At 43.2% G+C, this 22179-nt stretch carries 26 protein-coding genes; 12 read left to right on the plus strand and 14 right to left on the minus strand.

The features are described 5' to 3' along the window. Positions 1–44: 44 nt before the first annotated feature. The 3 genes from P2W76_RS10225 to P2W76_RS10235 are packed head-to-tail and all read right to left on the minus strand — an operon-like array spanning position 45 to position 1928. The gene (locus tag P2W76_RS10225; RefSeq protein ID WP_276347725.1) at positions 45–806 is read right to left on the minus strand and encodes an ABC transporter ATP-binding protein; all 762 of its coding nucleotides are present in this window, start codon (positions 804–806) and stop codon (positions 45–47) included. 51 nt (positions 807–857) lie between these two features. Next, a complete protein-coding gene (gene gatC, locus P2W76_RS10230; RefSeq protein ID WP_276347726.1) occupies positions 858–1151 on the minus strand; it encodes an Asp-tRNA(Asn)/Glu-tRNA(Gln) amidotransferase subunit GatC in 294 nt (97 codons plus the stop codon). A gap of 30 nt (positions 1152–1181) precedes the next feature. Next, a complete protein-coding gene (locus tag P2W76_RS10235; RefSeq protein WP_276347727.1) occupies positions 1182–1928 on the minus strand; it encodes a lysophospholipid acyltransferase family protein in 747 nt (248 codons plus the stop codon). Between the two features lie 95 nt (positions 1929–2023). Between P2W76_RS10235 and trpS the strand changes: the two genes are divergently transcribed. The 7 genes from trpS to P2W76_RS10270 all read left to right on the plus strand — a co-directional run bounded on the left by trpS (position 2024) and on the right by P2W76_RS10270 (position 7820). Further along, entirely contained in the window at positions 2024–3019 is a 996-nt protein-coding gene (gene trpS / locus P2W76_RS10240; RefSeq protein ID WP_276347728.1) for a tryptophan--tRNA ligase, read from the plus strand. Between the two features lie 78 nt (positions 3020–3097). Continuing rightward, a complete protein-coding gene (locus P2W76_RS10245; RefSeq protein WP_276347729.1) occupies positions 3098–3712 on the plus strand; it encodes a deoxynucleoside kinase in 615 nt (204 codons plus the stop codon). 20 nt (positions 3713–3732) lie between these two features. Continuing rightward, positions 3733–4479 (plus strand): 3-deoxy-manno-octulosonate cytidylyltransferase, encoded by a 747-nt coding sequence (gene kdsB, locus P2W76_RS10250; protein ID WP_276347730.1) that lies wholly within the window; start codon positions 3733–3735, stop codon positions 4477–4479. A gap of 14 nt (positions 4480–4493) precedes the next feature. Then, positions 4494–5585, plus strand: a complete 1092-nt coding sequence (locus P2W76_RS10255) for a serine hydrolase domain-containing protein (RefSeq protein ID WP_276347731.1) — start codon at positions 4494–4496, stop codon at positions 5583–5585. A gap of 101 nt (positions 5586–5686) precedes the next feature. Beyond that, the gene (gene epsC / locus P2W76_RS10260) at positions 5687–6502 is read left to right on the plus strand and encodes a serine O-acetyltransferase EpsC (protein WP_276347732.1); all 816 of its coding nucleotides are present in this window, start codon (positions 5687–5689) and stop codon (positions 6500–6502) included. Between the two features lies 1 nt (position 6503). Beyond that, positions 6504–7376, plus strand: coding sequence for a cysteine synthase CysM (gene cysM, locus P2W76_RS10265; RefSeq protein ID WP_276347733.1), 873 nt, complete (start codon positions 6504–6506; stop codon positions 7374–7376). Positions 7377–7448: 72 nt separating this feature from the next. Continuing rightward, positions 7449–7820: a VOC family protein gene (locus P2W76_RS10270; protein WP_276347734.1), complete on the plus strand. Its 372-nt coding sequence runs from the start codon at positions 7449–7451 to the stop codon at positions 7818–7820. 6 nt (positions 7821–7826) lie between these two features. On the opposite strand, the gene P2W76_RS10275 is transcribed toward P2W76_RS10270, so the two are convergent. After that, positions 7827–8849 carry a glycosyltransferase family protein gene (locus P2W76_RS10275; RefSeq protein ID WP_276347735.1) on the minus strand — a complete coding sequence of 341 codons (1023 nt, stop codon included), beginning with the start codon at positions 8847–8849 and terminating at the stop codon, positions 7827–7829. Between the two features lie 132 nt (positions 8850–8981). Between P2W76_RS10275 and P2W76_RS10280 the strand changes: the two genes are divergently transcribed. Further along, complete coding sequence (locus P2W76_RS10280; protein ID WP_276347736.1) at positions 8982–9263, plus strand: pyrimidine/purine nucleoside phosphorylase; 282 nt, start codon at positions 8982–8984, stop codon at positions 9261–9263. A gap of 50 nt (positions 9264–9313) precedes the next feature. On the opposite strand, the gene P2W76_RS10285 is transcribed toward P2W76_RS10280, so the two are convergent. From P2W76_RS10285 to P2W76_RS10300, 4 genes are all read right to left on the minus strand, one after another. After that, positions 9314–9622 carry a hypothetical protein gene (locus P2W76_RS10285; protein WP_276347737.1) on the minus strand — a complete coding sequence of 103 codons (309 nt, stop codon included), beginning with the start codon at positions 9620–9622 and terminating at the stop codon, positions 9314–9316. A gap of 138 nt (positions 9623–9760) precedes the next feature. Beyond that, positions 9761–11155, minus strand: coding sequence for an exonuclease domain-containing protein (locus tag P2W76_RS10290; RefSeq protein ID WP_276347738.1), 1395 nt, complete (start codon positions 11153–11155; stop codon positions 9761–9763). A gap of 70 nt (positions 11156–11225) precedes the next feature. Continuing rightward, the gene (locus P2W76_RS10295; protein WP_276348370.1) at positions 11226–11402 is read right to left on the minus strand and encodes a DUF3820 family protein; all 177 of its coding nucleotides are present in this window, start codon (positions 11400–11402) and stop codon (positions 11226–11228) included. A gap of 19 nt (positions 11403–11421) precedes the next feature. Then, on the minus strand, positions 11422–12621 hold the full coding sequence (locus P2W76_RS10300; protein WP_276347739.1) for an MFS transporter: 1200 nt from the start codon (positions 12619–12621) through the stop codon (positions 11422–11424). A 137-nt stretch (positions 12622–12758) separates the two neighbouring features. Between P2W76_RS10300 and P2W76_RS10305 the strand changes: the two genes are divergently transcribed. Both P2W76_RS10305 and P2W76_RS10310 read left to right on the plus strand, forming a co-directional pair. Further along, on the plus strand, positions 12759–14015 hold the full coding sequence (locus tag P2W76_RS10305; protein WP_276347740.1) for a peptidoglycan DD-metalloendopeptidase family protein: 1257 nt from the start codon (positions 12759–12761) through the stop codon (positions 14013–14015). A gap of 98 nt (positions 14016–14113) precedes the next feature. Then, positions 14114–14749 (plus strand): phosphatase PAP2-related protein, encoded by a 636-nt coding sequence (locus tag P2W76_RS10310; RefSeq protein ID WP_276347741.1) that lies wholly within the window; start codon positions 14114–14116, stop codon positions 14747–14749. 4 nt (positions 14750–14753) lie between these two features. Here the strand turns inward: P2W76_RS10310 and P2W76_RS10315 are convergent, their stop codons facing one another. From P2W76_RS10315 to P2W76_RS10325, 3 genes are all read right to left on the minus strand, one after another. Beyond that, positions 14754–15635: an ethanolamine ammonia-lyase reactivating factor EutA gene (locus P2W76_RS10315; protein ID WP_276347742.1), complete on the minus strand. Its 882-nt coding sequence runs from the start codon at positions 15633–15635 to the stop codon at positions 14754–14756. A gap of 4 nt (positions 15636–15639) precedes the next feature. Continuing rightward, complete coding sequence (ppk1, locus tag P2W76_RS10320; protein WP_276347743.1) at positions 15640–17694, minus strand: polyphosphate kinase 1; 2055 nt, start codon at positions 17692–17694, stop codon at positions 15640–15642. A 111-nt stretch (positions 17695–17805) separates the two neighbouring features. Then, entirely contained in the window at positions 17806–18462 is a 657-nt protein-coding gene (locus tag P2W76_RS10325; RefSeq protein WP_276347744.1) for a hypothetical protein, read from the minus strand. A 72-nt stretch (positions 18463–18534) separates the two neighbouring features. Between P2W76_RS10325 and P2W76_RS10330 the strand changes: the two genes are divergently transcribed. Next, the gene (locus tag P2W76_RS10330) at positions 18535–19026 is read left to right on the plus strand and encodes a YajQ family cyclic di-GMP-binding protein (protein ID WP_276347745.1); all 492 of its coding nucleotides are present in this window, start codon (positions 18535–18537) and stop codon (positions 19024–19026) included. 102 nt (positions 19027–19128) lie between these two features. Here the strand turns inward: P2W76_RS10330 and P2W76_RS10335 are convergent, their stop codons facing one another. Next, on the minus strand, positions 19129–20439 hold the full coding sequence (locus tag P2W76_RS10335) for a nicotinamide mononucleotide adenylyltransferase (protein ID WP_276347746.1): 1311 nt from the start codon (positions 20437–20439) through the stop codon (positions 19129–19131). Between the two features lie 98 nt (positions 20440–20537). Then, positions 20538–20987 carry an Hsp20/alpha crystallin family protein gene (locus P2W76_RS10340; RefSeq protein WP_276347747.1) on the minus strand — a complete coding sequence of 150 codons (450 nt, stop codon included), beginning with the start codon at positions 20985–20987 and terminating at the stop codon, positions 20538–20540. A 139-nt stretch (positions 20988–21126) separates the two neighbouring features. On the opposite strand from P2W76_RS10340, the gene P2W76_RS10345 reads away from it, so the two are divergent. Next, positions 21127–21576: an acyl-CoA thioesterase gene (locus P2W76_RS10345; RefSeq protein WP_276347748.1), complete on the plus strand. Its 450-nt coding sequence runs from the start codon at positions 21127–21129 to the stop codon at positions 21574–21576. On the opposite strand, the gene P2W76_RS10350 is transcribed toward P2W76_RS10345, so the two are convergent. Further along, the gene (locus P2W76_RS10350) at positions 21545–22177 is read right to left on the minus strand and encodes an MgtC/SapB family protein (RefSeq protein ID WP_276347749.1); all 633 of its coding nucleotides are present in this window, start codon (positions 22175–22177) and stop codon (positions 21545–21547) included. The genes P2W76_RS10345 and P2W76_RS10350 overlap by 32 nt on opposite strands. Positions 22178–22179 lie beyond the last annotated feature (2 nt).

Genomic DNA, 22179 nt, shown 5'->3' on the forward strand with positions numbered 1-22179 from the left:
GCACGGAGCTCATTTCTCAAAACTCAAAGCTCATTAATCACAGTTCATTCAATCTTCTCGAAATCACTTCCTTTCATCTTCATACCCTCCAGTCTTGGTGACACAGTTTTAATATTTTCATTAAGATAGTCGTTCTCTATCAGTCCGTCGCGCATCCTTACAATGCGGTGTGCATGCTGGGCGATATCTTCTTCGTGAGTTACCAGAATAATAGTGTTCCCTTTGGAGTGGATCTCTTCAAGCAGTCCCATAATCTCAACGGAAGTTTTGGTATCGAGGTTCCCTGTAGGTTCATCCGCCAGGATAATAGACGGATTGTTAACCAGCGCACGTGCAACGGCTACCCGCTGGCGCTGCCCTCCTGAGAGCTCGTTCGGCTTATGATGTACCCTGTTTCCAAGGCCTACACTTTCGAGTGCTTTTTGGGCTATATCCTCTCTTGATGACCGTCCCACACCTGCATATACCAACGGCAGGGCTACGTTTTCAAGTGAGGAAGAGCGCGGTAAAAGATTAAAAGTCTGAAAAACGAACCCGATTTCCTGGTTCCTGACTTCGGCGAGCTCGCTGTCGGTCATCTCACTCACGTGTTTACCATTTAAAACGTACACGCCTTTGGTCGGGGTATCCAGGCACCCCAGGATATTCATCAATGTAGATTTACCTGAACCCGAGGGCCCCATTAATGCTACGAACTCTCCCTTATTAATGGATAGCGTAACCGATTTCAAGGCATGGATGGTTTCGGCACCAATCACATATTTTCTACCGATATCTGTTAAAGTAATAAGAGGGTCTTTAGCCATGCGTTTATTTTTAGACTGCCCGTATGGATGTATTGTTACAGCCTGATGAAATTACTGTTTATTGATCACTTTAGCTACCCGGAAAAATTTCCCATCCTGTTTAGGCGCATTCTGCAGAGCTTCGTACCTGCTGATCACCTGCGTAACTTCATCCTCTCTAACTATATTTACCTCATCATTCATGTATACCAGCGGCTCGACGTCATCGGTGTTTACCTCGTTGAGCTTATCCATAAAACTGAGGATATTATTCATATCATCCAGAAGGCCTTGCTTATCTTCTTCTTTAACCTCCAGCCTTGCCAGGTGAGCTACTTTTTCTATGGTTTCGAGGTCTACTTTCATATCTAATCAAATTCTATTTATACGCAGTCTCTACCCCATCGATGAATGATGCCTTTTCAGTCGCCCATGGATCAGGTCATAAACCATCTCCCTGAGGCTTTCGGCATCCTGGGATTGCATCCCGGTTGTTTCGATTGGAGCGTGGATGTAAATATCGCAAATCCCGGGCTTACTTCCATACTTGTTGCCGTCATCCCACATTAATTCCCAGTTATCTACTATCGTAACAGGCAGAATTGCCACTCCCTGATCTATAGCAAGCTTAAACGGGCCGTTCTTAAACGGCTGAAGCACAGGCGGGTAAAACTCACTGATCATTCCTTCTGGAAATATAACCACGCTTTTACCTTCTTTTATGCTTTCTTCGGCTTTTTTAAATGCCCGGAAGGCTGACATCTTGCTTTCACGTTTCACCGGGATATCTATAGTTCGAAAATAGATCCCGGTGATGAAATTTTTAAGCAATTCCTCTTTTCCCATGAAAACGATGTTGTTCCCGGCCAGCAGGATGATGGCCGTAATATCGAGGTTAGAAGTGTGGTTGGCACAGATGATATAAGTTTTGCTCCAGTCGACCTTTTGTTCGTAGGTAAATTTGTAAAAAATACCCGACAGGCTTGTGCTGATGAAACTGAATGCCCAGCGGAGGCTGTTCATGCCTTTGAAGTTGACCGGACGACGCGAGAAGAAATAGATCAGCGGATACAACAGGATAAAAGCCAACGCCAGAACTACCAGGAAATAATACAGGTGCAGCTTTTTGAGAATTCCTTTCATTCTGATCAAAAATAGAAAAATCCGCAAGAATTTACGCGGCTTTTGAGGAGCACGGGTTCACCTGTTAGAGAAAAAATCCTTACTTTCGCCCCATTATGGAAACTGTTGTTAGTGGGATTCGCAGTACCGGAAAACTGCATTTAGGGAACTTTTACGGGGCTGTTAAGAACTTCGTACAGATGCAGCACGAGTACAATTGCTATTTTTTTATAGCAGATTACCACTCGTTAACCACCCATCCTACCCCACAGGATCTGCACGGCAACGTGAAACAGGTTCTGGTAGAGTACCTGGCCGCAGGTATTGACCCTGAACGTGCTACAATCTATGTGCAATCTGATGTTCCTGAAATAACAGAACTATACTTGTACTTAAACATGAACGCTTATATGGGTGAACTGGAAAGAAGTGCGTCGTTCAAAGATAAAGTGCGTGCACATCCCGATAATGTGAACGCCGGCCTTTTAACGTATCCGGTGCTGATGGCTGCAGATATACTGATCCATAAAGCGACCAAGGTCCCTGTTGGCAAAGACCAGGAGCAGCACCTGGAAATGGCGCGTACGTTCGGCAACCGTTTTAACAGGCTCTACAATAATGAATACTTCCCCGAGCCATACGCCTTCAGTTTTAGCGATAAACTGGTAAAGGTACCTGGCCTTGACGGAAAGGGTAAGATGGGAAAATCGGAGGGCGAGGGAAATGCTGTCTACCTTTCTGATGAGCCTGAAATTATCCGGAAGAAAGTGATGCGCGCTGTAACCGACAGCGGCCCGACAGAAGAAAATCAGCCTAAGCCCGAAGCCATTCAAAACTTGTTTGACTTGCTTAAGATAGTTTCGGCTGAAGATACATATTCTCATTTCGACCGGCTCTACAATAGCTGCCAGATCCGTTACGGTGACTTCAAAAAGCAGCTGGCAGAAGATATGATCATTGCTACGGCACCTATCCGTGAGAAGATAAATGCCATTGCCGCGGATGATACTTATTTGAGGGAGGTAGCACGCTTCGGCGCAGTTAAAGCCCGTGAAAGTGCTGCAACAACCATCCGGGAAGTCCGGGAGATCATCGGCTTTAAAACTTTCTAGCTTTTTGCCGGAATAAAAAAACAATTTGTATTTTCAAACTCGCTTTGCGCCTGCCGCTTTGCACTTACCTTATTTCTCATGCATATAGCTATCGTTGGAAACATTGGAGCCGGCAAAACTACTCTTACAGAACTGCTTGCCAAGCATCTCGGCTATGAAGCCCAGTTTGAAGCTGTTGATAATAATCCCTATTTAGAAGACTTTTACAGCGACATGAAAAGGTGGAGTTTCAACCTGCAGATCTATTTCCTTAACAGCCGTTTTCAGCAGATACTTGAGCTTCAGAAAACTAATAAGAACATTATTCAGGACCGTACAATCTACGAAGACGCCTACATCTTTGCTGAGAACCTACACGATATGGGACTGATGACGTCCCGTGATTACGATAATTATACCTCGATCTTCGAGAACATCACGGCGTTTATCAAACCACCCGATCTTTTAATCTTTCTGAAAGCATCGGTTCCTACACTGGTTAATAATATTCAGCGACGCGGAAGGGAATATGAAGCAGGTATCCGTTTGGACTATCTCTCCAAACTGAATGAGAAATACAAAAAGTGGATAGACTCTTATACGCAGGGTAAACTTCTTATTCTTGATAAGGATAAGCTTGATTTTGCGAACAAACCTGAGGATCTGGGTTTTGTAATCAATAGCATCGAACGCGAAATCCACGGCTTATTTTAAAGACAATGCCGGGAGGAAGGATGAAAATAATCGGAATCATACCAGCCCGCTACGCTTCCAGTCGCTTCCCTGGTAAACCCCTTGCCGACATAGCGGGTAAAAGCATGATTCGCAGGGTTTACGAGCAATGTCAAAAGTCCTCACAACTCGATAAAATTGTTGTTGCAACGGATGACAACAGGATATTTGATCACGTAGCAGGTTTTGGGGGAGACGTAATTATGACCTCCGAACGTCATCCCAGCGGAACAGACAGATGCAATGAAGTTGCAACGAAACTTCCGGGCTTCGACGTATGTATTAACATTCAGGGCGATGAACCGCTGATCAATCCCTCACAAATCGACTTGTTGTGTGCTTGCTTTAACGATGATGCCGTAGAACTCGCCACACTCGTTAAAAAGATCCATACGGAAGAAGAACTTTTTAATCAGAATACTCCAAAGGTGGTACTTAATCAGGAGATGGAAGCCGTGTACTTCAGCCGTGCAAGTATCCCTTTTCTTAGGGGCATCCAACAGGCAGACTGGATTCAAACTCACACGTTCTTTAAACATATAGGCATCTATGGATACAGAACAGCAACACTTTCAGCTATAACAACGCTGCAAACTTCAGTTCTTGAAATGGCAGAAGCTCTTGAACAACTACGCTGGATTGAGAACGGATATAAAATCAAAGTTGCCGTCACGGATTCAGAAAGTCAGGCAATAGATACACCCGAAGACCTTCAAAAGTTACTGGCTCACTTCAGCCCCGGTGCATAAACCAAATTCCAGTCATGAAATTATCCGCTCTATTCATTTGCTGCATCATGATCACTAACACAGCGCAGGCCCAGCTAGAGAAAAAACTCGATTCAATAATTGCAAACAGCATCCAACCGGGTGAGCCGGGAGTAGCATTATATGTTGAGAATAATGGCAAAGTTATTTACAAAAATGCGTTCGGTCTTACTGCTATCAATGGAAAAGAATTAGATGCATCTACTAATTTCCGTATGGCATCGGTATCCAAGCAGTTCACAGCGATGTGTATATTACTGTTGGAGAAAGATGGAAAGGTTTCGTTCGACGATCCGATCTCGCGTTTCTTTCCTGAGATCCCCGCGGTCGTTGCAAATAAGGTACTGTTAAGGCACCTGCTTACCCACTCATCAGGTGTGATCGACTATGAAAGCCTTATGGATGCTTCCGAAACAAGCCAGTTGCTTGACGCTGATGTGCTGGCCCTGCTTTCGAAGCAAGACACCACCTATTTCGCTCCCGGAAGCCAGTTCAGGTACAGCAATTCGGCATATGCTCTGCTGGCTTTAATAACCGAACGGGTTTCAGGACAATCCTTCCCTCAATTTATGAAAGAAAGGATCTTCAAGCCTCTTAAAATGAAGAATTCTTCGGTTTATGAGGCATCGTCTGATATAAAGAACCGTGCGATGGGTTTTGCAAGGAACCGGAATAAGGAACTTTTTGCAAACGATCAGAGCTCAACCAGTGCTGTCAAGGGTGACGGCGGTGTATATACTTCTCTAAACGATTACCGGAAATGGACGCATGCCCAATGGAGAAACACCCTCGTTGACCTTCCCCCGGTACTGAAGCGGTTAAATTACTCCATTAAAGAAGTTACGGGAAGCTATTACGGTCCGGGATTGTTTTACTTTGATAAGGCAGAGCCGTCCTTATTTCATTCGGGCAGTACCTGCGGATTCAGCACATTTTCGGTTAATATTCCAGGGCAAAAAACGTCTATAGTTTATTATTCAAACATTGCCAACAACGCTGTAACCTTCAAAAAAATATTGGAAATCCTGGCCAGCCACGGGATCGGCGATCCCGTACAAGTGTTTCAGTTGCATGAATTAACCCGCTAAGTGATAAAAAATCTAATCATCAACGACTTTTTACACGCAGCAAACATTCTTTTAGTTAAACTTGCAGTCTAATTAATGGCCCTGCGCCTACGCTTTAAACAATGAACGAGGATTTTTTCAGGCAAATATTTCAAAAACAAAAGGATGCGGAAGAAGTCCCCTCCAATAAGGAGATTGCACGTTGGGCTACCGAACTGATCCGGCTGATCTTTCCTGAACAATCCAAGCGGCCCTTTGCTTCGATCGACGACATTAAGGCTGAGTTCGGACAGCTGGAAAAAGAACTATCGAGGATAATGGTGGCTACAAAAGCCTGCGATCACTGCAATCACGAACAGTTATCACAAGATCTATTTGCACAGATACCCGAATTATACAGGGTATTGAAAACTGACATACAAGCGATATTTAATGGGGACCCGGCGGCAAAAAGCGAGTTTGAAGTCATACGCGCTTATCCGGGGTTCTATGCGATATCTTTTTATCGCCTTGCCCATGCCCTGTCGGTTCTCGATGTGCCGCTGATACCCCGCATTCTGACAGAATATGCCCATTCCAAGACAGGTATTGACATCCACCCCGGCGCAGATATCGACGAATACTTTCACATCGATCATGGAACCGGCATAGTTATCGGCGAGACCTGCAAGATCGGTAAACATGTGAAACTTTACCAGGGGGTTACCATGGGTGCCCTTAGCGTAGATAAGAGCATGGCGAACACAAAACGTCACCCTACTGTAGAGGACCATGTGGTTATCTATTCCGGAGCCACGATCTTAGGTGGAGAGACCGTAATAGGGCATCACAGCATAATAGGGGGCAATGTATGGCTCACCAAAAGTGTTCCCCCGGGATCCTCTGTATACAACACTGCCGATGTGGTAATTTCAACCGGCAGGAAAATTAATTTATAAAATGGCCGACCTTATAGATATTGTTGGTAATACACCGCAGGTTGAGATTAAACGATTGAATCCTAACCCGAACGTAAAGATCTTTGCAAAACTTGAAGGGAATAACCCAGGCGGCAGTGTAAAAGACCGGGCTGCATTGAATATGATCCGCAGTGCTATAGAGCGCGGAGAAATAAAGAAGAATATACCCCTTATTGAAGCTACCAGCGGCAATACCGGCATAGCGCTTGCCATGATGGCCAGGCTATATGATCTGGAAATTGAACTGGTCATGCCCTCCAGCTCGACAAAAGAGCGCACCCTTACGATGGAAGCTTATGGCGCCAAAGTAACGTTACTCGATAACATTGAGCTATGCCGCGATTATGCTGATGAAAAGGCTGCATCAGGAAAGAGTTTTATGCTTAACCAATTTGCTAATGCAGATAACTACCTGGCGCATTATAAGACTACGGCGCCTGAGATATGGAACGACACCCATGGGGCTATTACCCATTTTGTGAGTTCTATGGGTACAACCGGAACGATTATGGGATGCTCCATGTATTTCAAGGAGCAAAACCCTGCAATCACTATTGTGGGATGCCAGCCTACCGAAGACTCTTCAATACCAGGCATTCGCCGCTGGCCTCAGGCTTACCTCCCTAAAATATTTGATCCATCGCGCGTAGACCGGATTATGGATATATCTGAGAGCGAAGCGGTGTCGGTGACCAGGCAACTGGCCAGGAGCGAAGCTATCTTCGCAGGAATGAGCAGCGGAGGCGCCGCTTCTGCCGCAATACGATTAGCCAAGGAACTGGATAAGGGTGTGATCGTTTTCATTGTTTGCGACCGCGGAGACAGGTATTTATCGAGTGAACTGTTTGGTTAGAATTGGCAGCTATTTGACACTTTCGGATTTGGCCTAAAAATCCTATATTGAATTAACCAATTCAAATCGATCATGGATGAAAGCAAACCTGGGCAGATTCTCTGGCACGACCTCACTGTTGACAATGCTGAACTTGTAAGTGATTTTTATCATGGAGTTCTTGGATGGGAAAAGGAAGGCTTGAACATGAGCGGCTACGACGATTTTGTTATAAAAAGCTCTAAAGAAGGCGAAGTAGTTGCCGGCGTATGTCATGCGAAGGGCGTCAATAAAGATATCCCTCCCCAGTGGCTCATGTATGTAAAGGTATCCAACCTGGAAGAAAGCATTGCTAAATGCAGGGAACTCGGAGGAAAAACGCTTGGAAATAGACGAAAAATGGGCGAAGGGCATTACCAGCTTATTCAAGACCCCGCAGGTGCCTATATGATGCTGTGTGAGTAGGAGAAATTAGCTTATGTTCCTTAATCCGATAGCCTCAGGATGATTCATATTATCCTGAACGACGCGGTCAATTATTTCTTGGGTTATGTTAGGATAATCAACCTCAACCCGTCGTTCATTTTCAATCCAGCTGGCTATTACCATATCATATCTGTCTTTCAGGCTTCTAATTACAGGCACACCCATTTCTTTAAGTGCTGCGGCATTAAGCTGCTGTTCGTATTGATTTTTCATCGGAATAACTAACAGCTTCTTTTTCATAAAAAGTGCCTCTGCGGGAGTTTCGAAACCCGCACCGCACAACACGCCAGCGCTACCTGCCATGCTTTTGATAAACTTATCATTATGGATTGGCTGGATGGTGACGTTTTTAGCTCTATATGCCTTCTTATTATGCTTTGAAAATACATCCCAGACAACATTTTTGAACTGACTTAATTTCAAAATCAATCTTTTATCATCGTAAGCTGGCAAATAAACGGTATAGTGCCCACCTTCGGTCACTTTATGCTCCCGTATTTGTTTACGAATAACCGGGGTATAAATATCCTTGCCATAAGGTTTAAAGTGAAAACCATATTGTTTAGTATTGGGGGCATAATTTCTTAAAATAAGCTTCCCCATCATGTCAGTGACGTCAGGCTCAGGCGCTTCCTCTGCAAGTACGGCCGCCTGGTGACTGAGGCCTATGCAGGGAATATTCCTTGTATAGCAGGCCCAGGCAGAAACAGGTTCAAAATCATTGATAACGAGGTCATACTTTTCGATGGGCAATGCTTTGATTTCGCTGACAAGCTTACGGATATTAGACCTCACCAGGGTCTTCCACAGGTCTACGCCCCCACTTTTCCCGAAGATAAAGCTAAGTCCCCGGAATTTATATTTGATCGGATAAGGTATAGTCAAATCACTTTGAATACCGCTAACCAGTATATCAACCTCTCCATGCTGCATTAAACATGGTATCACGTCCATAGCTCGGCTTAGATGGCCATTTCCCGTGCCCTGAATAGCGTAAAGTATCTTCATTCTTGTATTCTTTGCTAAGTTATGTAATTAGAATGCTTATATAACCATTAGACCGGCTGGAAAGTTCTCTTTTACATCGTACAACCACCCTTTACGAAGAATATTTCTATTTTTACAGCCTAACGATTCATTATGATAACAGTAAACGAATATTTTGACGGCAATGTGAAATCTCTGGGATATAACTCGGTAGAAGGAAAATCAACAATAGGAATAATTGAGCAGGGGGAATATGAATTTGGCACATCCCAGCATGAAACTATGACGGTTATTGAAGGCGCCCTTCAAGTTTTACTACCCGGTGAATCCGCATGGGAATTAGTTAAGGCGGGCGAGTCGTTTGAAATCGACGCTGGCAGCTCTTTTAAAGTCCAGGCCGAACGTCAGACCTCATATTTGTGTAAATACAAATAAACCTACATAAAAAAGCCGCCTTTCCAGGCGGCTTTTTTTAGGTTACAACCTTATAAAAGCAATATTAATAATAAAATAATAATGATAATTGCTCCTACGGATAGATAAACTCCCCCGCTCAGTGCTTTAGCTTCTTTTTTCATTTCCTGCAGCTCATTGCGAAGTGCCTTACGTTCTTCCCTGCTTAGTTCAGATCTGTCCATGCTTTTGATCTCGTCAACTCTTCTTGTAATTTCAGCAAAACGGGCTTTTTGAGTCTCCGTCATATCAGGTTTAGACTTAGTGTCTTTCGCCATTACTGAAGGGGCTGATAACATTAACATTAATGCTGTAGCCAGGAGGTAAATTTTCTTTTTCATCGTGCTTGTTTTTAGGTGTTTTTCTTTAAACAGAAAGTTTTATAAAAAGTTTAAGAATTAAGTTACTTAACCCTGATACAAGTATTGTTCCACAAACCTAATTAAATAGAAACAAGAGAAAAAAAATTTCAAGAACAACTAAAATTCGGCTTCCTGAAGTGTTGAATCAAACGTTACAAGTTTTTGGGGGTACCTGAGTGAATGATTAATGACCATATTTCTAATATAATCATTTGATGGGTGTATAGTTAAAAGGTCTTTCAATTGCGAGATGTTATCGACTACCTGATCGTGGGAAACAAAGCCCATACCGTAAAAAATGCCTTTTTCAATGAGAACATAACTTTTTTCATCCGGGTTTCTTCCCTTATCAACAATCGCGAAACTGGGCAGTGTATTCTGGAGGTGGCTAGTTGAATCAATTACCCTTTGATTGTACGCTTCCTTTAGCTCCTTCTGTTCGCATGCGCCATAACATGATTGATCGTGAACCCCTGAGCATTGCTCGCTGTTCCTTTGAATGAAACACAATTTAGGACACAAATTGAATTCTGAAACTAAATGTTTAATTAAGCTGTAGCCCTCAGAGATCATGTTGAATGTATAGACCGGCTTAGAAAACTTGTTCCTTCTGTCGACAGCGAGCCTCAGATAACCGTTTTGGTCTTCAAATAAGTAGAGTCCGTAAGCATGTTCAAAACGCTTCAACGCCCGATTATGGGCCGGCCATAATCTTTTTATTTCTACAGCCTCCATGATAAATGAAATAAGCTCGGTGCCGCACTCCGCAAAAGATATATGATGTATGTCCCGAAGAAAATCCTGCTTCTGTCGCCCGGGTTTATTGTTTGCGAAGTGACTGTTCACACGCTTCCGGATATCAATAGCTTTGCCTACATATACGACCTTCGACTTGCTATTGTGAAAGTAATAAACTCCCGGCGCTGAAGGCAGCTTATCAATATCCTCCTTAGGCAGATGAGGCGGCAGGGATTGCTCTTTTGAACGCTGGCTTAACGCTTTACCTATATGCCCTTCAGCATCCTTATCAAGCAGCATTGAAAATAAACAGGCTGTTGCAGACGCATCCCCCATGGCCCTGTGCCGATCGATTAATTCTATGTTTACCTGGCTGCAGAGCTTTCCGAGACTGTAGGAGCTAAACCCGGGCATTATTTTCCTGCTAAGCCTGACTGTGCATAACTTTTTTGTCTGAAGCTGGTAGCCCGAAGCGGCCAGGTGATATCGCAAAAATGAAAAATCGAAATTCACATTATGTGCGACAAACACTTTGTCATGCAGCAAAGCAAAGATCTCTTCTGCTACATCCTTAAATAAAGGAGCAGTACGAACCATTTCATCACTTATACCCGTTAAAGCCTGGATATAAACCGGGATAGGTATTTGAGGATTTATAAGAGTAGTATACCGCTTAATGACCTCCCGGCCATCGTGGATCAGAATAGCTACCTCGGTAATGCCATTAGCACTGGCATGACCACCCGTAGTTTCAATATCGACAATGGCGTACATAGTTTATGTCTTCGAAGAAATATCAAATATAACGCAAAGTACACAAAGCTAATAATTTTAGCAGAAATGTTTACCTGTTATTTCTTAAAGGCTTTAACAAGTATTCCAGGCCATTTAACCTGATCTCATACATAGTTGAGAGAAGTACGCCTATTTTGCCTTCCGGAAAACCATTGCTTTCATACCAGGCCAGGTAATATTCGGGAATATCACAGATGAGCCTGCCTTTATATTTTCCATAGGGCATGTAGATACTGACCAGGTCATTAAGGATCTGAGGGTTTGCTAACGGATCGGACAAGCGGTTTACTTTTAAAGATGAACTGAAGATAAAGGAATGCCACAAGGGTTAACACTGAGATTAAATAAAGAACCGTTGGGATCATAGTGACGTCGCTAATATAGAGGCTACCCGCAAAGAATGCACCAATACCGATACCTGCCTCGAGGGCGATGTACATCGTCGCGACTGCTTTACCACGGTGGTCGGGATGGCTCATGTCTATTATGAAAGCTGTTAGTGCAGGTGAAAGCATGCCAGTGGCGACACCATATAGTGACGAAGCACACATCAGGTAAAACGGTGAGTTAGCCCGGCCTATCATCATTAGGGAGACAACCAATAAGATCAAAGAAATTTTTATGATCGTGACCCTTCCCATCCGGTCGGACATTTTGCCGGATACAAACCGTATGATCAAAGAAGAAACTGTGAATACCATAAAGAACAGCCCCTTGTTGGCAACACCGAGATGAGTTCCCCAATCGGAGATTACGGTAAGAATAACGCCATAGCTCAAATAGGACAAAAAAGTTATAAAGGAGCCCGAAAGAACCCTTTTCTCAATAATTTCTTTCCTGTTTATTTTCAGTAGGGCAAGTTTAAACCGTTCCTTCTTTACCAGTGTTTCTTTCATGTTCATCAAGATAACTATGGATAAAAGAGCGAAAAGAGAGGAGCAGTAGAAGAGGGCATTGATAGAAAACCGGGTTGAAAGCTCGCTCCCGATCGCAGGTCCAATGGCCAGACCTGTACTGAAGCAAAGCCCATGTATGCCCATTGCTTCCCCCCATCGTCCAGCAGGAACAATGTCGGCTACATATGCGGCAGTGGCTGTTGGTTTGAAACCTGTAGAGAATCCATGAAATAACCTCAGCAACAAAAAGCCAGCAATAGTTGTTAACAGCGGGTATAATAACCCGCATATCACGCAGACAAGGGAACCTACCGCCATAACGGGGACTCGTCCTATCTTATCTGTTAGCTTTCCGCTGAACGGACGGGAAATACCTGCCGTCAGTGTGAATAAGGCAATAATATAACCCTTATATTCCGCTCCGCCCAGGCTTGTGAGGTAAGAGGGAAGCTCCGGTATAAGCATATTAAAGCTCGCTGAGAACAGAAAGGAGCTCATGCACAACAGCCCGAACTGAAGATTGTAGATGGGGTGCTTGGGCTCAGACATAGAAACGGGGGTGTGCTGCAAAAATATAAAAAAGATACCTCTCTATTCGGCTATTGTTGATAGTTTTGCGCCGCTCAATGTTCTTTATGCTACTACCCAGGTTTTTATTAGTTCTCTTATTAGTTCTCAGCGTTCAAGTGTCTTACGGTCAAAGCAGTTCGGAATTAAAAAAACGGAAGAACGCTATTAACCGGGAGATCGAATCATTAAAGAAAACCCGCAGCAAAATTGATAAGAACAAGAAGCTGTCGCTTACACAGATAAATTTGCTAAATGCCCAGATAAAGCTCAGGGAAGAGAAGATCCAAACTATAAACTCTGAAATCAAAATGCTGGACAATAAGATATCAGCCAACACATCAGAGGTGAAAACACTTCAGTCGGACTTAAGCAGATTGAAGAAAGAATATGCAAAAATGATTCTGTTTGCATTCCGAAATCAGGGTGCTTACCATAAAATGATGTTCATTTTTGCTTCTGAAGATTTTAACCAGGCATATATGAGGCTAAAGTATATACAGCAGGTTGGAAGGGTCAGAAAGTCGCAGGCAAAATACATTGAAAACACTCAGGTATCACTCAAAAAGCAGATCACCATTCTGGATGAGAATAAAAAGGAAAAAAGCGACCTTCTTTTCGATCAGCTGAGCGAGAAAGAGACCCTGGGGAAAGACAAAGCACAGCAATCGAAGATTGTGAACAGTCTGACCAAGCAACAAAAAAGCCTGCAACAACAACTCACCAGAAAGCAAAAGGAGGCCACCAGCCTTAACAACGCTATTCAGGCAGCCATCCGTAAAGAAATACTCGCCGAGCAAAAAAGGGCTGCAGAACGGGCTCGCCTGGCCGAGCAGGCGAGGCTTGCAAAAATTGCGGCAGCCGCAAAAGCAAAAGCTAAAAGTTCTCCGGGTACCACAGCGTCAAAACCCGCAGTTGCAAAGCCTGTGGCAAGCGGCTCGTCAATCCTTGCTTCGAGCCCCGAAGATGCCAAGTTATCGTCCGGTTTCGCAGGCAACAGGGGCCGCTTGCAAAAACCAGCCCAAGGCATAATAACTCAGGGCTTCGGACAGTATAAATACAAATCCAACGTGACGCTATTCAATCCGGGAATTAATATAAAAACTGCTCCCGGTACACCGGTCTACGCTGTCTTCGAGGGGCAAGTGAGCCAGGTTTTTATGGTGTTAAACAATTATGCTGTCATGATCAGGCATGGCGAATACTTTTCGATCTACTCGAAACTCAAAAGCGTCAATGTTTCTGCAGGCCAAAAAGTGATTACCCGCCAGGCAATCGGTGTCGTAGCCAATGATCCTTCTGAAGGCATCAGCGAAATGCAGTTCCAGATCTGGAAGGGTAAAAGCCCGGTTAACCCGGCCGGATGGGTGAGGTAGCTAAACCTATGCCGTTAACAATTCGTTAACGTAACTTTCAAATTAATTTAAAGTCTAAACGTTTTAATGTTATTTTTGCGGGATTTTTAACAACTGAGATGCCGATAGAAGAGCGAAGTACCGTTGTAAGTTTATGGAGAAACAACTGGCAATCAACCGATTACAGGAAAAGATTAATTTCCGGACTAATAGTCGTTTCAATTATTCTTACTTCCCTTCCTTTTTTTTACCAGGCTATAGAGCAGCGAAATGGGATAAAGTTTAACGACTACCTGCTCCAATGGTTGCCAGCGTACGATCTTTCTCTATTTATCTTTATTACGATATGGTCGATGGCACTTCTCACCTTTCACCGGTTCAAACAAGACCCGCAGATATTTTTAACGTTCTTATGGGGCTTCATCCTGATAAACCTGTCGCGTTTCGTATCTATTGGCCTGGTTCCTTTGAACCCGCCTGACAGCCTGATTGCCATCCATGACCCGATAGCAAATTATTTCTACGGTCCTAAATTTATCACAAAAGACCTCTTCTTTTCCGGCCACACTGCGGCGATGTTCCTGATGTTCCTTTGCCTGAAAAAACGATCTGACAAGATTCTGGCCTTTATAGCTACTATAGTAATAGGCTTCGCCGTGCTAATCCAGCACGTACACTACACCATGGACGTGTTTATGGCCCCGGTTATCACTTATTTCCTATGGATAGGTGCGAAAAAGATCGCTGAGTCCTGACCGGTCAGGATTTAAAATTCTTGTCTATCAATAGCTGTATCACGCCATCTACGAGCCCTACCCTGGGCACGTAAATTTGTCTTACACCGCCCCATTTCATAACTGTCAGGTAAATTTCTGCGGCGGGAATGATAACATCTGCGCGGTCTGAATTAAGGCCTAAGACATTAATCCGGTCTTTAAGAGAAAAGGAATTGAGATATGTATACAATGACCGGAGTTTAGCGAAGGTTATCGGCGCGCTATCCTTTCCATCAGCCATCCGGAAAAGCTTGTTTATGTTGCCCCCCGTACCAATACCCGAAAGATTCTTATATTTCTGCACCTTATCTTTTACCCATTGTTTCATTTCCAGCCAGGTTTCCTCCTTGTCCTGGTTATCGAGGATACGTATACCGCCCAGATTGAAGGATCTGGAAGCAATGAGCTCACCATCGCTGAAAACCGACAGTTCTGTACTCCCCCCACCTACATCAATATAGAGATAGTTTTTTTTCTTTTCCAGTGTTTGCTCGATATGGCTCGCATAAATGATATTCGCTTCACGCTGGCCCTCAACAATTTCGAGATCAATTGAAGCTTCCGCTTTTATTTGGCGAACAAGGGCCTGACCGTTCGCCGCCTCCCGCATCGCCGAAGTAGCACAAGCCATGTAATCACTCACTTTGTATACATCCATCAAGTGGCGAAACGCAATCATGGTCTTGACTAGTTCCTCAGTCTTTTTCTTAGATAGGCGTTTTTCCAAAAAAGCATCATCGCCAAGACGCAAAGGAACCCGGATCAGGGTGTTTTTCTTGAATGAAACCTCTTTATCATTTTGTATAATGTCTGCTATAAGCAATCTCACAGCATTGGATCCTATATCTATTGCAGCGTATCTCAATGTTCTATTTCTTATATTTAAGGTAGTTATATATATCAAGCTGTGCCCTATACCTTGTCTTAGACCTGCTCCTTTTATACCGGTTATTATTCTGTTGAGTTATTTCCCTTGCCTTTGTATTGTCTCTGAGCTGAATATCAATGATATCCCTGATCTCAGCCTTTACTCCCGGATCAAGGATTGGGAAGCCAACTTCCACCCGGTGGTCGAGATTGCGTGGCATAAGATCGGCTGAAGATATAAAAACCTTTTCATCTCCACCGTTACCAAATATCCACACCCGGGCATGTTCCAGGAAACGGTCAACTATACTTATTACTTCTATATTCTCGCTGAAACCAGCCACACCGGGAACGAGACAGCACATGCCTCTGACAATAAGGTTGATCTTCACCCCTGCATTACTGGCATCATAAAGCTTACCGATAATATCTTCATCAGTTAAACTATTCATTTTGAGAATAATGTACGCCGCTTTGCCGTCTTTCGCGCACTTATTTTCAGCGTCAATCAGGTCATAAAGCTTTTGACGGCTTTCCAGGGGCGACACTACAAGTTCTACAAAACCCCGATAGAAAACCTTTTTCTCGAGCCCGTCGAATAGTTTAACCAGCTCTTTCGTAATTGCCGGATTAGCGGTAAAAACACTGTGGTCGCAATAAAGCGATGCTGTCTTTTCATTGAAGTTTCCGGTAGCGAGGTTTGCATAGTAAACCTTCTTGCCCTTTTCCAGCCTGCTGACAAGGCAAACTTTGGAATGTACCTTATAATCCAAAAGACCGTAGTTTACTTCAATACCTTCATCCTCCAATCTTTTTGTCCAGAATATATTAGCTTGCTCGTCAAAACGCGCCTTTAGCTCGACCAGGCAGTTGACTTTTTTTCCATTCTTTGCTGCATTGATCAAAGCGTGAATGACCCTCGAATTCTCAGCAAGCCTATACAAGGTTATATTGATTTCCCTGACCTTGGGATCTATTGCTGCCTCCCTTAAGAAATGAATAATATAGTCAAATGACTGATAAGGCAGATTAATCAGGTAATCACGGTTGGCAATCTGCGCAAAAATGCTCGTCACGCTCGAAAGCTCCTTAACGGGCAAGGCTGGAACTTTTGGATATTCCAGCTCCGGGCCGCCTACATTGGGAAAGCTAATGAAGTCCTTAAAGTTATGATAGCGGTTCCCGGGTATCAGGCCATCTGCGGAAAGATCAAGCTCTGCCACAAGATGGGTTAACATGTCCAAAGGCATGTCAGTATCGTAAAGAAGACGCATGGGTTTTCCTTTCCCACGCTTTTGAAGACTTTTAGATAGCGCATCAATAAATTTCTCACTAACATGCCGGTCAAGATCTAACTCGGCATCGCGTGTGAGCTGTATGGAGTATGCTTCTATCTTGTCATAATCGAATATAAAGAAGATATCATCCAGGCAATACCTTACTATATCATCAATGAGGGTAACAAATTTCAGGTTGTTCGTTTCCGGAAGAACAATGAAGCGGTTGGAGCCGTCGGTTGGAATTTCAATCAGTGCGAACCGGTGTTTTTCTTTGTTTCTGTTTTTAGTCAGCCTGACGAAAAAATAGATCGCCCTGTCCTTAAGCTCGGGAAAAGGAGCATCTTTATCTATCATCACGGGCACAAGGGTCGACAGCACTCTGTTCCTGAAATAGTCCCGGACAAATTGGCCCCGGGAAACGTTCATCTGCTTTTCGGTAATAATGAATATCTTCCGGCTTTCCAGTTCCTTAATAATATCGTCCTCATAGAGATGGTTAAACTTGCGTTCCTGCCTTACCACAAGGGTCTTAATCTGATTCAGGGTTTTCCGGGGGTTATATCCCAGGATCTCTTTTGACTTGGTGTTGAGATTAGAAAGACGGTTCAAGGTCGCCACCCTGACACGATAAAATTCATCAAGGTTAGATGAAAATATGGCAAGAAAGCGAATACGCTCAACCAGCGGTACTGTTTTATCAGCCGCCTCCTGCAATACGCGGTCGTTAAATGACAGCCAGCTAATCTCACGATTGATAAGCGGAATATTCTTGGGCATTTGATATAAATAAACAGTCCCGGAACAAGGGCCCGGGACTGTAAAAATCTCTATTCTATATTAAGTTAATATTAAAATCACATTAAGTCTGTTTCTAATTAAACAATTAGTTTACAGATTAGTTTGAGATTCAGTTGGCGCAGTAGCGGGGGTAGGCGGGGCTTCTGCAGGCTTGGCTTTAGGCGCTGCAGGCTTCCTTGGTGCCGAGGAAGTTTTAACTGCCGGCTTTTTAGCTGGTGCAGCTTTTTTAGTTGTTACCGACGGAGATGACCCTGCATTTCTAACAGCCGGCTTTGTAGCCGAGGTTCCTGCAGCCGCACTTTTTACCGCTGGCCTTGCAGAAGTCGTTTTGTTTACAGCAGCCCTGGGCGCAGCGCCAGGCTTTGAAGCAGTTTTATTAATTGGGACTTTAGCTCTGGCAGCAGCGCTCGTTGCCTTTGCTACAATTTTCTCAGCTTTAACAACCGCCGAGCTTACATTGCGCTTTGCCGAAGTAATAGGTTTCTTCTCTTTCTTTGCTTTAGGCTTTTTACTTTCAAGCTTTTCTTCGACGGCTGTCTTCACGTCACGATATCTATCTGAAAGCTTTTTCGCCAAAACCTTACTTGTCTTTTTTATTTCTTTAGACAACTTTCCCGCATCGTGTCCCAAGCCCTTTAACGCTTCCAGAAATTTGTCAGCTATAGAAGTCTCAAGTTCCTTTTTAACTGCACGCTTAGAAACTTTTTTTACGGCTTTCTTGGATGTTTTTGCTTTATTTGCTTTCATGACTAAGGTTTCTTTAAAGACTTAAGTTAAATATATTAACAAAAGTTCTATTAACCAATAAGAATAATAATTATGCCAACATTTGATATCGTGAGTAAAATTGACGGACAGACCCTCGATAACGCTATAAATACTGCAAAAAAAGAGATCTTGAACAGGTATGATTTCAACGATTCAAAGAGCAGTGTCGAACTGGATAAAAAGACGAACGAAGTAACTATCATTACAGAAAATGATATGCGTTTGAAAGCCATTCAGGATGCGATCATCTCCAGAATGGTTAAGCATAATCTCGATCCGGGTAGCATGGATCTTGGCAAGGAAGAATATGCTTCAGGAAATATGCTGCGCAAAGAGATTAAGATCCGGGAAGGGATCGATAAAGAGACCGCCAAGAAAATTGTTAAGAGTATCAAAGACAGCGGACTGAAAGTGCAGGCCTCAATTATGGAAGATCAGGTTCGTGTGCAAGGAAAAAAGATCGATGACCTTCAGGCTGTTATAGCACTCTGCCGTAAAGAAGATTTCGGACAACCGCTGCAATATATCAATATGAGGAATTAGTTAGTTGTAAGTTGTACGTTATAAGTTGTACGTTGTACGTTTCTAAACGCTGCATTATACGTTAACACAAGAACTTACAACCTAAAACTTATAACCTACAACTTATACCGTCTTTACGTCCTTCGTATCATACTCATCAATATCCGTTATATAGCCGTTCTGCACTAAGAATTCAAACAAGTGTTTAGCCTCTTTAGAAACAGGCATATTACGCGTAGTGATGATCTCGTTATTGTTCTTATCCAGATACGGGTAAGCATATAATTTAGCTTTTCTGCTGAAGAGATCGCTGATGTAAGCCAACAGCTCATCGGTGTAATTCTCCCCGTAATTACCGGAATTAAAAATATTTTTAAGATTGGCAATATTTGTAGATATCCCTACGCTTTTGGGATTACATCTCGAAAGGTATTGAGCCAGTTTATGATTACGCGCGAAATCCGAGACAATTACATGATTCCCTGTGGCGCATAACTCTTCGGCACGTTTAGCAAACTGTTCAAGGTCCTGGTTATTGAGCTCTGATTTATCGTCCAGAAAATTTGTCATGAGGATCTCAATAAGCACAATGACATTATTATCACTGACTTGCTGCGACCGTTTGAACTGCTCAACGGCCCTGTTAAACAGATCAAAATTAGGCGTGGATTTCTGACCAAATTTGGTTCGCAGGATCATAACATCCTTTTTGTAAAGAACATCCTTAGACTGCCGCGCCTCTCCTCTGGGATCGAATATTGCTGCACCTGAAAAACCCTTCGCAATAAGATATAAATTCACCAGCCTGTCGTTGGCGTTTTTGAACCGGGGGCCGTTTATACTAATTAGATCGATCTCGACAGAACCCACAGAAAGATTGTCTACGAGTGATTCGATCATCGCCTGAACATTATCATTGTAGTAGTAGGCTGCATAAACCAGGTTTACCCCTAATACCCCCAGAACATTCTGCTGCAGGTTAGAATCGCTATCGAGCAGCCGGACGTGAAAAACAATATCATTAGGCTCGCCGCCAGGGGTCAGTTGAAACCTGATACCCAGCCAACCGTGCGGGTCGTTGGTCTTATTAAAGTTGAGAGTAGTAACTGTATCGGCAAAAGCGAAAAAAGTCTTGTTTTCATATTGAGGTCCGTGAAGACGCTCAGATAATAAGCCGAATTCGTGACGGATCATTTTATCAAGCCGGGATTCTGAAACGTAGCGCCCTGACTCTTCAGTACCATAAATTGAATTACTAAATACCATGTCATAAGCCGACATCGTTTTGGCAATGGTACCTGAGGCAGCACCAGCGGTGAAGAAATTCCTGGCAACCTCCTGCCCTGCGCCTATCTCTGCAAAAGTTCCATAAATAGCTTCATCCAAATTTATCTTCAGTGCTTTTCGTTTAGTTTCTAAAATTTCTCTCACCATGCTGCAAATCTACAATTTTTGACTTGGACCAATCAGAAAAAAGAAAAGGCGGCCTGTAAAACAAGCCACCCTTCTAATCAACAAACCTAAACTTAAACTTATTTAACCGCGATCTCTCTAACCTGGATCTTAGCCTCTTCTTTTTTCGCTACTGTAATGAACAGAATTCCATCAGTATACTCCGCCTGGATCTTTGCCTGGTCAGCAGACTCCGGCAAGGTGAATGTCCTGGTAAAAGAATTATAATTAAATTCCCTCCTGTTATACTTTCTTGTATCCGCATTATCCTGATCTTCTTGCTTTTTATCTGCAGAAATACTTAACTGATCTTTTTCTACATTGATCTTGAAGTCGTCCTTCTTCAGACCCGGGACAGCAAGTTCAATACGAAACTCGCTTTCAGTCTCTCCGATATTAACCGCAGGAACTCTTGCCACAATGCTTTTGGCCAGGTAGGGCTCCGGGTTAAATAGTGAATTAAAGATGTCGGTATAAGGTGATTTCAAAGCACCATCTTTCTGTCCGTTTGTGAATTTTACTAAAGTCATTTTTATATCCTCCGTTTATATTTTATTTATTTTTCAGAGTGCAGAACAATAGGTGTACCATCGTGTTATCTGATTAGAAGCGACCGTTTTACAAGGACAAAATGGCATCTAATTTTATTTTAATAAGACAAATTGACACATGTGCACCATCGACGGCTATCACTACAAAACTTCTATCCCTATTCGCTTTGCCGATATCGATGCTTTTGGGCACGTAAATAATGCCATATACCTAACTTATTTCGAGATAGCACGATCGATTTACTGGAAAGAGATCATCAAGTGGGACTGGAATGAAATGGGCATAATCGTCCGGAGATCGGAAATAGAATACCTGAAGCCTATCAGACTTGAGGATGAAGTTTACGCATACGTGAGGACATCACGCATAGGACACAGTAGTTTCGATGTCGAATATATCCTCGTAAAAAAAACAAACGGAAAAGAAGAAATATGTACTACAGGGCTCACGGGCTGCGTAACCTATGATTATATATTGAACAAATCAGCTCCTATACCAATATATCAAAAAAATAAGATGCAGGCTTTCGAAGCACTCAATGTTCGATCCCCAGAATTTCAGGTTTAATCACTAATTGCTCTGTCAAAGCCGGAAAATGTTTCTTGTTTCCCTTCACTTCGAAGTCCACGATCAGTCTGTTATTAGATTTAGAAAGGTGCCTTACTGATGCCTGGAGCTTTTCTTCTTTTGCCAAAGCAACCAGCCGGTCGATGTTCTCCAGGTTATCGTCGGTAAATGTAATCCTGTAAGTTCGCTTATGATTTATAAAATCGATAACAAACTCTAGTTTTGCAAAGCCGCCAAGAACCAAAATCACAATAAATGAAAGGACAAAAGCCAGGTTATACTCCTCGACACCGATTACCATACCAATGGCTGCTGCTATCCAGATCACCGCGGCCGTGGTAAGTCCCTTAACATTGAAATTTTCCTTGAATATTACTCCTGCCCCAATAAAACCTATACCTGTAATTATATTAGCAGCTACACGGTCATCGCCGCCGCCGATACGCAATGAGATCATTGTGAATACAGTAGCTCCAAGACAGATCAGAACAATCGTCCGCAGTCCGGCAGATTTGTTCTGATACTCCCTTTCTATACCGAGCACACCACCACAAAGCACAGAGACCAGCATCGTTATAAGATCGTTCTGAGATATTTCCATAG

The sequence above is a fragment of the Daejeonella sp. JGW-45 genome (genome assembly GCF_029360805.1).
Lineage (GTDB): Bacteria > Bacteroidota > Bacteroidia > Sphingobacteriales > Sphingobacteriaceae > Daejeonella.